The following is a 13,375-nucleotide window of genomic DNA, read 5'->3' on the forward strand; positions in this document are numbered from 1 at the left end:
ACCATAATTTTGAAAAGCCTACCGTAAGGTGGGCTTTTTCATGCAAAATTTTCGCCTGAAGTTTTAAAATAGCTGTCTGCGGGGGTGTTCTGCGAAGAAGGAACGCTCTAAACTTAATTGTTTAAAAATACATGGATAAATCTGTACTTAAAGGATCAATTCTGGTAGCACTTGGAGCGTGTAGCTACGGGATGCTTACCACTTTCGTGAAATTAGCCTATGAAGATGGTTATACTTCTCATGAAGTTACCTTTTCACAAATGGCACTTGGTCTACTGGGACTTTTACTTATAAATCTTTTTGTACGAAAGAAAGACAATACTGTCACCGGAACTTCCAGGAACCGCAGTAAATTGAAATTGATCGCGGCTGGAACTACATTAGGTCTAACCAGTTTTTTCTATTATCTCGCTGTGAAATATATACCGGTCTCTATTGGGATCGTAATGTTAATGCAGAGCGTATGGATGGGTGTTGTACTGGAAGCCATCATGAAAGGGAAAAAGCCAGGTACTAAGAAGATTCTAGCAGTAATTGCTATTCTTGCAGGGACGCTACTGGCCACTAATGTTTTTAAAGATTCATTCGAGATCGATTGGAGAGGAATAGGCTGGGGAGTTCTGGCTGCCATGTCCTACACAGGAACGATCTATTGCTCTAACACAGTTTCTCTGGAAATGCATTCCCTAAAACGAAGTTTATGGATGATGCTAGGTGGTTTTATCGTGGTGAGTGTCATTACATTGCCTTACCTGATCGTTGAGTTCAATACACGTATCTTCCTGAACTGGGGATTGATATTAGCCTTGTTTGGAACTATCCTGCCTCCGTTGTTATATACAGCTGGAATGCCGAAAATTGATGTGGGTCTTGGTGCGATAATTTCCTCTATCGAATTGCCTGCAGCTGTTTTGATGGCATATTTTTTACTGAATGAGCAGGTGGATCTTGCGCAATGGATGGGAATTGGTTTAATTCTGCTTGCCGTAGTTCAAATGAATTTAAAGAAGAGTCAGCACGTTACGGCAAAGGAGTAGTCTTTCTTCGGAATGGTACGAAAATTCTGGTTTGCCATCTGAAGTTTTTAAAAATAGCAAGATTCTGTGGTATTTAGAAAAGAGATTTACCTCGCATATTTTAAATAGGCTGCAAGTGCTGCACCCAATATACCGGAATCATTTCGAAGTTCAGCGGGAATTAAAGGGACTTTGATCTTTAGATGATCTTTAAATTTATCCCAGTCATTTGAAATTCCGCCACCAATAATGATGGTATCTGGATTCAGAATTTTTTCGACGTATTCAAGGAAGGTGTTAAATCTTTCACCCCATTCCTGGTAGCTAAGTCCTTCTTCGGTCTTAATGGAAGAAGCCGCCCATTGTTCAATTTTCTCGAACTCTTTGTATGGGATCTGGCCGAGTTCAAAATTTGGAATGAGTTCGCCTCGCAGGTAAGCACCACTGCCAAGGCCTGTTCCTATAGTGATCATTAATACAAAACCATCATGATCTTTTCCTGCACCAAAATTGATTTCAGCCAGACCGGCGGCATCTGCATCATTGATAACACTAAACTCAAGTCCGGTGGAGCCTTCGAATAAGTGATCTATATCTTTTTCCACCCAGTCGGGGTGTAAATTTCCTTCGTGTTTACAAATACCTTTTTTGACTATGGTTGGAAAACCACAGCCTACAGGTCCTTTATGATCGAAATAAGAAACCATTTGAGAAACGGCATTTACTATACCTTCAGGTTTGCGGTCTTGTGGAGTCGGAATTCTGTGAACGGCAGTTTTCAATGATCCAGTCTGCATGTTTACAATGGCTCCTTTCAAACTGGAACCGCCAATATCTATTCCTAAAATATCCATGAATTTATTTGAGAGGATACAAGTTAATAAAAATGAAGTTTTTACTCAGCTGTTTCCTGAAAATTCTCAATTCTGAAATTCTCATGAACGATGTCTAATTCTTAGGCAGTTGTATTTATGATCTAAATCTTAAATATCGATTTGTTTTGAAATTTAGAAATAAAAAAGCCACCCTAAGGTGACTTTATAAATATGGTAGATTATATATGAGCATTATAATTCGGGAACCAGTACTTCATCGATTACGTGAATCGCTCCATTGCTAGCTGGAATATCGAATAAGCCAGCACCTACCAGAATAGAAGCGTCTGTTTCCATGTCACTGTCGTTTGTATCTATTCCAGCAGAGCTGTTCACATAAATCGATGGACCAAGTAAGGTTTCAATTTGCCTTGGTTTATTTTTTGGGACTACACCATTGCTGAAACGTCTTCCCTTCAGTAACGTGATAAGAAAGAACTGCCGCAAGCTCTTCAGGTGTAAAATCGGTTAGAGAGTTATCTCCCAGAAATCTTTGAAATGCTGCATCTGTAGGAGCGAACACGGTATATTGATCAGATTCTGCGAATAATGAAGTAATACCAGCATAATTTAAGGCAGCTAAAAGCAGGGTGAACTGTGCGTCCTATTCAGCTGAAGCAAACTGTACTACGATAGCAGCAATACTTTCGTCACTTTTCTGGGCAGCAACAGAAGCTTTTGCACTAGCATCTGCAGTGTTCAGTTCTTCTGAGACAGGTTCCTGTTCACAGGAAATAAAAAGAATCATTAGCAGGGCAATTCCGAAGGAAGATCAAATTCTCATAATATTTAAGTATTTGATTATGAGATAAACATAGATTCAAAAACGATATTGTCTAATGTTATTAATCAAACTTTAAACAAAGTTTAATCTGTTGATAATGAAGGTTTTATACTTAAGGGTTAAGTATAGTTGCAATAGTAAAAATTAGGGTGAATAAGTGCTATCGCTGAAAGGCAATTCTAAAATTCGGATGAATCAGTCCTGTTTTTCCGCTTCCTGAAGCTTATAACAGATGCAATCAGAATAAACAAATTCGATATGGTAAGCAGGTAAAAAACAATATCAAAACTATCAGGGTAAGCGAGCCAGAAGTTTGCCGCTATCAAAATTACTGCAAGTATAGCAAGTATAGATGCCCCTTTTCCTAAATTCATTAAACCGATTTCTGAACTACCTCGAAAACTCTCTGGCCATCGCACTTTAAGGTTTTGGAAGGATACTTTAGCAGTAAGGCGTAATCATGGGTTGCCATAAGGATAGTGTTTCCATTCTTGCTAATTTCCTGCAATACCTCCATTACTTCCACAGAGGTTTGTGGATCCAGGTTTCCGGTAGGCTCATCTGCAAGGATCAATTCAGGATCATTCAACAATGCTCGGGCAATCGCCACACGCTGCTGTTCTCCACCAGAAAGCTGGTAAGGATATTTAAATCCTTTGGTTTTCATACCCACTTTATCCAGTACTTCATCGATTTTACTGTCCATTCCTTTTTTGTATTTCCAGCCTGTAGCCTTCAGTACAAAAAGCAGATTGTCTTTTATATTACGATCTGTTAGCAATTTAAAATCCTGAAAAACAACTCCCAGTTTTCGTCTTAGAAATGGGATATCCTTTTCCTTCAAGGTCCGAAGATTATAATCTACAATGCTTCCTTCACCTTCAGTTAAAGGCAGGTCTCCGTACAATGTTTTCATAAAGCTACTTTTACCAGTACCTGTTTTTCCTATCAGGTAAACGAAATCACCTTTGTAGACGGTTACATCCACTTCAGATAAAATAAGGCTTTCGCGTTGGTAGATGGCGGCGTTTTTTAGTTCAAGTACAGTTTGAGACATGGGTTGCTAACGTTGAATATTCGGGTAAAATTATGCTCAAATATACATTTTTCAAGGTGCAGCTACATACTTTTTTTACCATTAACATAATTATAGAAGTTAAACAACGTTATAGAATCAAGCTTTAAATTATCTTTGATTTCCAATCTAAAACATCATAAATGACACTGAGAAAAGCTTACCTGCTAGTCGTTTTCATATCCTTCTCATTTTCCGGTATTTGTCAGCAATCTGCTGCATATACACATGACCTGGTTGATTTCAATCGGGCACTGGAATTGTATAATAATGAGCAATATCTCGCCGCTCAAAACCTTTTTGACGAGGTGATGGACGAGACCGATGATGAAAAGATCAAGGGAGATGCTGCGTATTATATCGCCAATGCTGCGGTGAGATTGAATCAACCGGGAGCCGACAGGCTTATGGAGAATTTTGTGACCAGGTATCCTACCAGCACAAAAACCAATTCGGCTTACCTTGATGTAGCCGATTATTATTTCCAAACCGGTAAATATGCACTCTCCAGAAAGTGGTACGACCGCGTGGATGAGAATGCCATGAGCAAAAAAGACAGGGAGAGATATTACTTTAATAATGGGTATGCATATTTCCGTTCCAATCAATTCGAGGAGGCTCAAACTTACCTGAACCGCGTTCGGGATTCCAAAGAATATGGCGCACAGGCGAAATATTATCTTGGTTATATCGCCTATGAAGGGGACGACTATGAGGAGGCCAACGAGTATTTCGAAGAAGTAAAAGGAAACGATCGGTACACCGAAGATCTTTCTTATTTCCAGGCAGACATGAACTTCAAGCTTGGGAATTTCGAAAAAGCAATTGAACAGGGACTTGAGCAGTTACCGAAAGCTAACCGACAAGAGATTCCGCAGTTGAATAAAATAATAGGTGAGAGCTATTTCAATCTTGGGAACTACCAGGAAGCGATTCCTTATCTAAAAGGTTACAACGGCCTGCAAGGTAAATGGAATAACACAGATTATTACCAGCTTGGTTACGCTTATTACAAACAGGGTAATTATGAAGCGGCGATCAGTGAATTTAATAAGATCGTTGATGGTAAAAATGCGATCGCACAGAACGCTTACTATCACCTTGCTCAATCATATCTTGAGAGTGACCAGAAGCAACAGGCTTTAAACGCTTTTAAAAATGCGTCTGAAATGGAGTTTGATGCAAAGATCAAAGAAGACGCGCTTTTCAACTACGCCAAACTTAGTTACGAGATCGGAAATTCCTATGAGAGTCCATCACAAGTGTTGATCAATTACCTAAATGCCTATCCAGCATCAGAACACAAATCTGAAATGGAATCGCTACTTATTGATTCCTTTATTACTTCAAAAAATTACGAAGAAGCGATGAGATTGCTGGAAAATAACAGAAACTTCAGTGATAAACAGGCTTACCAGAAAGTTGCTTATTTCTACGGACTGGAACTTTTCGAAGAAGCAGAGTATTACGAGGCGATCAAGAATTTTGATAAAGCTCTTAAAGAACCTAGAAACCAGGATATCACAGCGAAAGCTACTTACTGGAAAGCTGAAAGTGAATACAATATTAATAGAATGGATGATGCCATTCTTGGATATCGCGAGTTTAAAGGAATGAGTGCTGCAAAAAATACTCCGGAATATGAAGATCTGGACTATAATATTGGGTATGCGTATTTTAAGAAGAACGATTATACTCAGGCGGTCAACTACTTTAAGTCATTTGCCTCTTCAGCTTCTGCGGAAGGAGCAAAGAAAAACGATGCACTTTTAAGACTTGGGGATACCTATTATGTAACCAGCCAGTACTGGCCAGCGATGGAAGCTTATCAAAAAGCTATAGACAACGGAGTGAGCAATGCAGATTATGCTGCTTTCCAGAAATCTATCAGTTACGGTTTCATAAATAGAAATGATACCAAACTGGAAGAATTGAATGGTTTCATTAATCGTTACCCACGCTCACCATATCGTGATGACGCGATGTATGAGTTGGGGAATACCTATGTAGCTGCAAATAATACAGACCAGGCGATTCAATCTTACAATCGACTTATTCGTGATGTGCCGGAAAGTGCACTGGTTCCAAAAGCGATGCTAAGGCAGGGGCTTATCTATTACAATAACAATGATGGGAATAAAGCATTGGAGAGACTGAGAAAAGTGGTTGCTGAATTCCCTAATACTCCGGAAGCAAAGCAAGCAGTGTCTACCGCAAGAAACGTATATGTAGATTTAGGTAGAACCGACGAGTACGCAAATTGGGTAAGAAATATTGACTTTGTAGAAGTAAGTGATTCAGATCTTGACAATGCTACGTATGAAGCAGCAGAAAATCAATATCTGAACAACAATACTGCGAAAGCAATGGCGAATTTTGAAAAATATGTTCAGAATTTCCCGAACGGGATTCACTCCATCAATGCTAATTTCTACCTCGCTCAGCTATATTATCGTGATGGAAAAGTGGACAGATCGATTGCTAATTATCGATATGTGACTTCCAAACCTAAAAACGAATTCAGCGAGCAGGCACTAACACGTTTATCTGAAATTTACCTGGAGAAGAAGGATTATGCACAGGCACTTCCTCTACTGGAAAAACTTGAAAAACAGGCAGATAATAACGAGAATGTGGTGTTTGCTCAGCAAAACCTAATGAAGTCTTATTATGAAACTGGAAACTTTGCAAAAGCTAATGTGTATGCTGAAAAAGTATTAAGCAACGCTACAGCAGATACTGAAGCCAGTAATGTTGCGAGGATTATGGTTGCTAGAGCAGCTATCAAATCGGGTAATGAATCTAAAGCGAGATCTGCTTACAAAGAAGTTCAGAAAACTGCTACGGGAGAACTTGGTGCAGAAGCATTATATTATGATGCTTATTTCAAGAACAGGGATAAGAACTTTGAAGCTTCGAATGCTGCTGTACAGATCCTGGCAAAAGATTTCTCAGGATATAAAATGTGGGGAGCGAAAGGTCTTGTGTTAATGGCTAAAAACTTCTACGCTCTGGGCGATGCTTACCAGGCGACTTACATTCTGGAGAATGTGATCAAGAACTTCCAGAATTACCCGGATATTGTTTCTGAAGCAAAAGCTGAACTAAGTAAGATCAAAGCTCAGGAAGCAAAAACCAATTCTTCAGTAGAAACCAACAACTAAAAATAATCTAATAGATTCACTGCTATATGCGATTTCAAGCAATTAAGAAAAATCTGTTTTTCGGTCTAATCCTGTTTGGTGGGATATTATATGCCCAGGACCCTTTAGGTAGCGAAACGGTAACCGTAGTTAAACCATATACACCATCTGTTCGAGATGCGAGTAAGATAAAAGCCAGTCCGGTTAGAAATGACTCGGTTACTTTGCAAAAAAAGCCTGTGCTATATTCCATTTTTTCTGTTCCGGTGGCCTCAACATTTACTCCGGTAAAAGGTCGGGCTACCACCGTGGAGCGTGTAAGACCACCAAAGGTCTATGATAATTACGCGACACTTGGATTTGGAAACTACTCCAATGTTCTCGCAGAATTCTACTCTAATATCGAAATTGATCGTAGTAAGAATTTTGGTGTATTTCTAACGCATAATTCGTCCCAGGGAGGGATTGATGATGTCTATCTGGATGATAAATTCTACGATACCGAGTTAAATTTAAATTACAACACGAGAAATCGGGATCTTTCCTGGATTGCCGAGTTTGGAGCTGAGCATCAATTGTTCAACTGGTATGGACTACCGGAATACAATGTGCCGGCAAATCCTGATACCTCTCAATTTCTGGCTAATCTAGATCCTCAGCAAAATTACTATTCTGTTTACGTTGGAAGTGAGATCGAATTATATGATAGCTTCTTCGAAAAGGCGAAAGCCAAATTCAGACATTCAGGAGATTCATTTTCCACTGCCGAAAATCACTTTAATGTAGATGGTCTTTTTGAAGTGGAGATCGCTGAGGAGTTGATCACAACCAAAGTTGGAGCAGATATTCTAAATGGGAAGTTCGAGCAACGTTATGATTCTAATGAAGGGTATGATTATACCTATATGATCTTTAATGCAAACCCAAGTTTATTGATCCTGAGAGATGATCTTAGTATTAATCTGGGTGTGAATTTCGTGTATGGCGCAGATGTGGAGAACAGCGATGGAGACATTTATATCTATCCTACTGTGAATGCTAGCTATAAACTTGCTGGAGATTACTTTACGGCATATGCTGGTCTAGATGGTGACCTTGAACAGAATACTTATTATAATTTCTACCAGGCAAATCCATATATTTCACCAACGCTTACGATCAGGCCAACCGATAGTAAATACAAAGGGTATATTGGTGGAAAAGGGAAGCTATCCAACGCGATCTCTTATAATCTAAAAGCCAGTTATCAGTCTCAATTTGACAAACCATTGTTCCGAAGAAATTACGATGCGATGGTCCTGGATGGGGAACCATATACTAATGGAAACAGTTTTGATGTGGTGTATGATGATGTGAAAACTCTTGCACTTGCTGCGGAATTGAATGTGGATGTAAATAGAAACTTCAGGTTAGGAATTAATACTGAATTTTTAAATTATAACACAGACGACCAGGCAGAAGCATGGAATTTGCCAAATATGACGGCTAGTCTGAATGCAGATTATCAGATAACTGAAAAATGGTATTCTGGAGCGAACCTGTTTTTTGTAGGTGAACGTAAAGATGAAAACAGGTCTCTAAGCCTGACCTTCGTAGATCCAATAGTTACTCTAGATAGTTATTTTGATGCTAACGCTCATGTTGGATATAGATTCAATGATCAATTATCTGCATTTGTAAAGGGAAGTAACCTGTTGAACAATAATTACCAGAAATGGATGGACTACAACGTTCAGGGTGTTCAGGTTCTGGGTGGAGTAACCTATAAATTCGATTTTAATTAATTATTACATCCACTATAAAATTCAAAGGAACCTGAATAGGTTCCTTTTTTTATTCTACAGTAAATCTAAATAGATCGGGTTCATCTGAATTTTTGAAAGTAGTAAGTAGATAAACTAGTACTCCGTTATTGCTATCTACATAAAGGTTGAGAGGTTGCTGATAGTAACTGCTAACAAAAAACTCTCCAGGCTGTTTTAGAACGATACCAAATTCACTTTGAAAGTTCTGTCCGTTTAAAAAAGCGGTAGCAATGAGCGCACTACTGGTAGAAACTTCCCCTTCACGAATTATTACTTCATTTTGGCTAAGGCTAAGTAGCGTAGGATTCTCGAATCCTGTTTGCTGGTACAGGTCCAGGTAGGCATACAACCTATCTGAATTTCCAGCTACTTCAGAAATATTAAGTACCTCACCATTATGTTCCAGATTCACGGGAACTTCTGTTTTGATCCATATCGTATCGTTCAATGTATAGTTTGTCCTTGAATCTTTAATTTGAATAAGGTCCGGAACTTGTATGGTGTAGGTGGCGGGTTCGATATAATCATCCTCTCCGGGACAGCAGAAACCTGCGCAAAGAAAACCAAGTGACCAGCTAAATGTGCTTAATTTCATCATGGTATTATGAAGATACAGATTTATATATTTGGTTGCGTGCCGCTACTCGCATTTCCTTAATTTTCCGTGAATTACACTTCAAGCTTATACTTCTTTGATTATTTTAGTTGAAAATTTAAAATATGAGAAGATTATTACTGGTTTTTGCCATTTTTCTTACGTTTTCAAGCGTAGCACAGAAACAGGAGGCAGATCTTTTAGTGTTCAATGGCGTAGTTTATACCGTCGATTCTGAATTTAATACTACGGAAGCTTTTGCCGTCAAAGATGGTAAGTTCCTTAAAGTTGGAACTGAAGAATCCTTGAGAGAAAAATTCGATTTTTCTGAAGAATTAGATGCTAAAGGAAAAGCAGTATATCCAGGTCTTATCGATGCTCATGCGCATTTCTACGGTCTTGGAATGCAGCAACAGCGAGTGGATCTTACCGAGACTAAAAGCTTTGCTGAAGTTGTTACAAGAATCGAAGAATTTCAGAAAAGAAATAAAACAGAATTTATCGTAGGTCGTGGATGGGATCAAAATGACTGGGAAGTAAAGGAATTTCCTTTAAAAGACACCCTCGATCAATTATTTCCTGATACGCCAATAGCAATTACCAGGATAGATGGTCATGCGATGCTGGTAAACCAGGCTGCTCTTGATAAAGCGGGTATTACTACGAATACAGAATTTGATGGTGGGGATATTGAGCAAAAAAACGGGAAACTAACCGGGATTCTTGTTGATAATCCAATGATGCTTATCGAAGAGATCACAGAACGCACAGACATTGAAACACAGAAGAAAGCCTTACTGGCTGCTCAGGAAATCTCATTTTCTTATGGATTAACCACGGTAGATGATGCAGGACTGGACAAGCAGGTAATTGAGCTTATTGATAGTTTAAATAATACTGGAGAATTGAAAATTCGCTTGTATGCGATGCTAAGTAACAGCGATAAGAATCTTGATTATTATCTTGCAAAAGGACCTTATAAAACTGATCTGCTCAACGTACGTTCAGTGAAATTCTACGGAGATGGAGCACTTGGTTCTCGTGGAGCAGCATTGAAAGAACCTTATTCAGATCGTGATGATCATTATGGTGCATTGCTTTCTCCGGTTTCAGAATTCAAAGCCACCGCCGAACGTATTGCGAAAACCGGTTTTCAAATGAATACGCATGCCATTGGTGATTCTGCTAATTATATGGTTCTCAAAACCTATGATTCACTTTTAAGTGATTCCGAAGATAGAAGATGGAGAGTGGAGCATTCGCAGGTGATCGATGCAGATGATTTCAAATATTTCAGTAAAAATATCCTCCCATCCATCCAACCCACGCATGCAACCAGCGATATGTACTGGGCTGAAGAAAGACTTGGAGAACAAAGGATCAAAGGCGCTTATGCATATAAAAAACTTTTAAACCAGGCGGGAATGGTAGCTCTTGGAACAGATTTTCCTGTAGAACAGGTTAATCCATTTCATACATTCTACGCTGCCGTAGACAGGCAGGATACCAAAAACTTTCCTGAAGGTGGATTTATGAGAGAAGAAGCACTAAGTAGGAAAGAGACCTTACGCGGTATGACCATCTGGGCTGCTTATTCAAATTTTGAAGAAAACGAAAAAGGTAGTATAGAAGAAGGGAAATTCGCAGATTTCGTGATCCTGGATCGTGATCTAATGAAAGTAGAGATCGACAAAGTGCCAGATACAAAAGTGATCTCAACTTTTGTAGCAGGGGAGCAGGTCTATAAGAACTAAAGCAATTATCTTTGTAGCTTATTAAAAATTAAAATAATGAACGACGGATTATACGCAAAATTCCATACTTCTAAAGGAGAGATCCTGGCTGAACTGGAATTTCAAAAAACACCTGGAACTGTAGGGAACTTTGTAGGTCTTGCAGAAGGGAAGATAGAAAATGACCCGAAAGATAAGGGAGTTCCTTATTACGACGGACTCAAATTTCACCGAGTGATTCCAGATTTTATGGTTCAGGGAGGAGATCCTCAGGGAACCGGAGCTGGTGGACCTGGTTACAATTTCGATGATGAGATCCATGCAGATCTTAGACACGATGCGCCTGGTAAACTGTCTATGGCGAATGCCGGACCGGGTACTAATGGAAGTCAGTTTTTTATCACTCACGTGGAAACGCCATGGTTAGATGGTAAACATACAGTCTTCGGAAGTGTAGTTGAAGGACAGGATGTAGTAGACAAGATTCAGCAAAACGATACGATCGAAAAGTTGGAGATCGTAAGAGTTGGTGCAGAAGCTGAAGCATTCGATGCAGCTAAAGCATTCAATTCATTCACCGCTCAAAAGCAGGAAAAAGAAGCTGAAGCAAAGAAGAAAGCTGCCGCTGAAGTTGACAAGCTTGCTGCAGGTTTTAAATCTACAGAAAGTGGTTTGCGATACCAGATCATCCAGAAGGGTGATGGCGTACAAGCTGAAAAAGGTAAGAACGTATCGGTACATTATAAAGGTCAGTTAGCTGATGGTACTGTTTTCGATTCTTCTTACAAAAGAAATCAGCCTTTGGAATTTCCAGTAGGTGTAGGCCATGTGATCCCGGGATGGGATGAAGGTATACAATTACTACAGGTTGGAGATAAGGCAAGAATGGTGATCCCATCAGACCTTGCTTACGGAGAGCGTGGTGCAGGTGGTGTCATTCCACCAAATGCCGTGCTTATTTTCGATGTGGAATTGATGGATGTAAAATAATATAGACTTATATATTTCTTAAAAACGCCCTGATTCTTCAGGGCGTTTTCTATTTTTAGATATGAGTACAGAAGAAGAGATTGAAAATTTGAAATTTCCTATCGGGGAATTTGAAATTCCGGAACAGGTTTCCGTGGAAAACATAAGAAATTATATTGATGAAGTGGCCAGATTGCCTCAGGCATTGATCGAGGAGGTCGAACATCTTGACCAGGCTCAATTACAAATGGTCTATCGTCCTGAAGGCTGGAACATCCGGCAATTGGTGCATCATATTGCCGATAGCCATATGAGTGCATTTATGCGCTTTAAATGGGCGCTTACTGAAGATGAGCCAACTATTAAGGCATTCAATGAGAAAGGTTTTGCAGAACTGGCAGATTCAAAATTCACACCTGTAACGTTATCCCTTGGATTCCTTAAAGCCCTGCACGCGAAATGGATCATCTTGCTGGAGAATATGAGCACAGAGGATTTCGAGAGAACTTTTATACATCCGGAATCTGGCTTTCGTTACAGTTTAAAACAAAGTCTGGCTAATTACGCCTGGCATGGGAAACATCATCTGGAGCACATCATCGAACTTAAAAAAAGAAAAGGCTGGGATTAACCAGCCTTTTAGATTTATTAAATCGAAATATTACTTTTTTAATTCCGGTTGTGCAGTTGTTCTCAGGTAAGGTTTTACCGTTTTGTAGCCTTTTGGGAACATTTTGTCTGCCTCCTCATTGCTTACCGATGGGCTAATTACAACATCATCACCATGTTTCCAGTTTGCTGGCGTTGCTACTTTATTGTAAGCAGTAAGTTGTAAAGAGTCAATTACCCTTAGTAATTCCTCAAAATTTCTACCTGTACTCGCAGGGTACGTAAGCGTCATTTTAATGGACTTATCTGGAGCGATCACGAATACCGAGCGTACGGTAAGTGTGTTGTCAGCTTTTGGATGGATCATTCCGTATAGATCTGAAACCTTTTTATCCTCATCTGCTATGATCGGAAAGTTCACCGTGGTATTCTGAGTTTCATTAATGTCCTTAATCCAGTCTTTGTGAGACTTTACTCCGTCAACACTAAGCGCCAGTACTTTTACATCCCTTTTCTTGAATTCTTCAGCATAATTCGCGGCAGCTCCTAATTCAGTTGTGCAAACTGGAGTATAATCTGCCGGGTGAGAGAATAGGATTCCCCAGCTATCGCCTAGAAATTCATGAAAACTAATTTTCCCTTCAGATGTATCTGCTGTAAAATCTGGTGCTATATCGCCTAATTTCAAATCACTCATAATCAATCTGTTTTTTTTGTTATTAAATCCTACTGAAATAGTAGGTTATTCAAATTTAAAGAATTGTAGGGAGT

At 39.3% G+C, this 13,375-nt stretch carries 13 protein-coding genes; 6 read left to right on the forward strand and 7 right to left on the reverse strand.

Annotated features, from left to right (window positions below):
* Window positions 1–131: 131 nt before the first annotated feature.
* The gene (locus tag ACSHZO_RS01385; RefSeq protein WP_298246326.1) at window positions 132–1,037 is read left to right on the forward strand and encodes an EamA family transporter; all 906 of its coding nucleotides are present in this window, start codon (window positions 132–134) and stop codon (window positions 1,035–1,037) included.
* Between the two features lie 86 nt (window positions 1,038–1,123).
* Here ACSHZO_RS01385 and ppgK read toward each other — a convergent pair whose 3' ends face one another.
* The 5 genes from ppgK to ACSHZO_RS01410 all read right to left on the reverse strand — a co-directional run bounded on the left by ppgK (window position 1,124) and on the right by ACSHZO_RS01410 (window position 3,732).
* Window positions 1,124–1,870, reverse strand: coding sequence for a polyphosphate--glucose phosphotransferase (gene ppgK / locus ACSHZO_RS01390; protein WP_298246327.1), 747 nt, complete (start codon window positions 1,868–1,870; stop codon window positions 1,124–1,126).
* Between the two features lie 213 nt (window positions 1,871–2,083).
* On the reverse strand, window positions 2,084–2,338 hold the full coding sequence (locus ACSHZO_RS01395; protein WP_298331691.1) for a fasciclin domain-containing protein: 255 nt from the start codon (window positions 2,336–2,338) through the stop codon (window positions 2,084–2,086).
* Complete coding sequence (locus ACSHZO_RS01400; protein ID WP_298246645.1) at window positions 2,268–2,480, reverse strand: fasciclin domain-containing protein; 213 nt, start codon at window positions 2,478–2,480, stop codon at window positions 2,268–2,270. Before ACSHZO_RS01400 ends, ACSHZO_RS01395 begins: the two co-directional genes overlap by 71 nt.
* Window positions 2,481–2,495: 15 nt before the next feature.
* Entirely contained in the window at window positions 2,496–2,639 is a 144-nt protein-coding gene (locus ACSHZO_RS01405; protein ID WP_298246328.1) for a hypothetical protein, read from the reverse strand.
* A 409-nt stretch (window positions 2,640–3,048) separates the two neighbouring features.
* Window positions 3,049–3,732 (reverse strand): cell division ATP-binding protein FtsE, encoded by a 684-nt coding sequence (locus ACSHZO_RS01410; protein ID WP_298246329.1) that lies wholly within the window; start codon window positions 3,730–3,732, stop codon window positions 3,049–3,051.
* Window positions 3,733–3,893: 161 nt separating this feature from the next.
* On the opposite strand from ACSHZO_RS01410, the gene ACSHZO_RS01415 reads away from it, so the two are divergent.
* Both ACSHZO_RS01415 and ACSHZO_RS01420 read left to right on the forward strand, forming a co-directional pair.
* Complete coding sequence (locus ACSHZO_RS01415) at window positions 3,894–6,914, forward strand: tetratricopeptide repeat protein (RefSeq protein ID WP_298246330.1); 3,021 nt, start codon at window positions 3,894–3,896, stop codon at window positions 6,912–6,914.
* 26 nt (window positions 6,915–6,940) lie between these two features.
* Window positions 6,941–8,677 (forward strand): TonB-dependent receptor, encoded by a 1,737-nt coding sequence (locus ACSHZO_RS01420; protein WP_298246331.1) that lies wholly within the window; start codon window positions 6,941–6,943, stop codon window positions 8,675–8,677.
* A 49-nt stretch (window positions 8,678–8,726) separates the two neighbouring features.
* Here ACSHZO_RS01420 and ACSHZO_RS01425 read toward each other — a convergent pair whose 3' ends face one another.
* The gene (locus ACSHZO_RS01425) at window positions 8,727–9,296 is read right to left on the reverse strand and encodes a hypothetical protein (RefSeq protein WP_298246332.1); all 570 of its coding nucleotides are present in this window, start codon (window positions 9,294–9,296) and stop codon (window positions 8,727–8,729) included.
* Between the two features lie 122 nt (window positions 9,297–9,418).
* Between ACSHZO_RS01425 and ACSHZO_RS01430 the strand changes: the two genes are divergently transcribed.
* The 3 genes from ACSHZO_RS01430 (at window position 9,419) to ACSHZO_RS01440 (ending at window position 12,626) form a co-directional block, all read left to right on the forward strand.
* On the forward strand, window positions 9,419–11,047 hold the full coding sequence (locus ACSHZO_RS01430) for an amidohydrolase (RefSeq protein WP_298246333.1): 1,629 nt from the start codon (window positions 9,419–9,421) through the stop codon (window positions 11,045–11,047).
* Between the two features lie 36 nt (window positions 11,048–11,083).
* Complete coding sequence (locus ACSHZO_RS01435) at window positions 11,084–12,016, forward strand: peptidylprolyl isomerase (protein ID WP_298246334.1); 933 nt, start codon at window positions 11,084–11,086, stop codon at window positions 12,014–12,016.
* Between the two features lie 61 nt (window positions 12,017–12,077).
* Window positions 12,078–12,626: a YfiT family bacillithiol transferase gene (locus ACSHZO_RS01440; RefSeq protein ID WP_298246335.1), complete on the forward strand. Its 549-nt coding sequence runs from the start codon at window positions 12,078–12,080 to the stop codon at window positions 12,624–12,626.
* A 30-nt stretch (window positions 12,627–12,656) separates the two neighbouring features.
* On the opposite strand, the gene ACSHZO_RS01445 is transcribed toward ACSHZO_RS01440, so the two are convergent.
* Window positions 12,657–13,301, reverse strand: coding sequence for a peroxiredoxin (locus tag ACSHZO_RS01445; RefSeq protein ID WP_298246336.1), 645 nt, complete (start codon window positions 13,299–13,301; stop codon window positions 12,657–12,659).
* Window positions 13,302–13,375 lie beyond the last annotated feature (74 nt).

Source organism: Christiangramia sp. 3-2217-3z (assembly GCF_051195275.1).
Classification (GTDB): domain Bacteria; phylum Bacteroidota; class Bacteroidia; order Flavobacteriales; family Flavobacteriaceae; genus Christiangramia; species Christiangramia marina.

Excerpts from the sequence above, each read along its gene's own strand:
- ACSHZO_RS01385 (WP_298246326.1), top strand. The coding sequence starts at position 132 with ATGGATAAATCTGTACTTAAAGGATCAATTCTGGTAGCACTTGGAGCG.
- ppgK (WP_298246327.1), bottom strand. The coding sequence starts at position 1,870 with ATGGATATTTTAGGAATAGATATTGGCGGTTCCAGTTTGAAAGGAGCC.
- ACSHZO_RS01405 (WP_298246328.1), bottom strand. The coding sequence starts at position 2,639 with ATGATTCTTTTTATTTCCTGTGAACAGGAACCTGTCTCAGAAGAACTG.
- ACSHZO_RS01410 (WP_298246329.1), bottom strand. The coding sequence starts at position 3,732 with ATGTCTCAAACTGTACTTGAACTAAAAAACGCCGCCATCTACCAACGC.
- ACSHZO_RS01415 (WP_298246330.1), top strand. The coding sequence starts at position 3,894 with ATGACACTGAGAAAAGCTTACCTGCTAGTCGTTTTCATATCCTTCTCA.
- ACSHZO_RS01420 (WP_298246331.1), top strand. The coding sequence starts at position 6,941 with ATGCGATTTCAAGCAATTAAGAAAAATCTGTTTTTCGGTCTAATCCTG.
- ACSHZO_RS01425 (WP_298246332.1), bottom strand. The coding sequence starts at position 9,296 with ATGATGAAATTAAGCACATTTAGCTGGTCACTTGGTTTTCTTTGCGCA.
- ACSHZO_RS01430 (WP_298246333.1), top strand. The coding sequence starts at position 9,419 with ATGAGAAGATTATTACTGGTTTTTGCCATTTTTCTTACGTTTTCAAGC.
- ACSHZO_RS01435 (WP_298246334.1), top strand. The coding sequence starts at position 11,084 with ATGAACGACGGATTATACGCAAAATTCCATACTTCTAAAGGAGAGATC.
- ACSHZO_RS01440 (WP_298246335.1), top strand. The coding sequence starts at position 12,078 with ATGAGTACAGAAGAAGAGATTGAAAATTTGAAATTTCCTATCGGGGAA.
- ACSHZO_RS01445 (WP_298246336.1), bottom strand. The coding sequence starts at position 13,301 with ATGAGTGATTTGAAATTAGGCGATATAGCACCAGATTTTACAGCAGAT.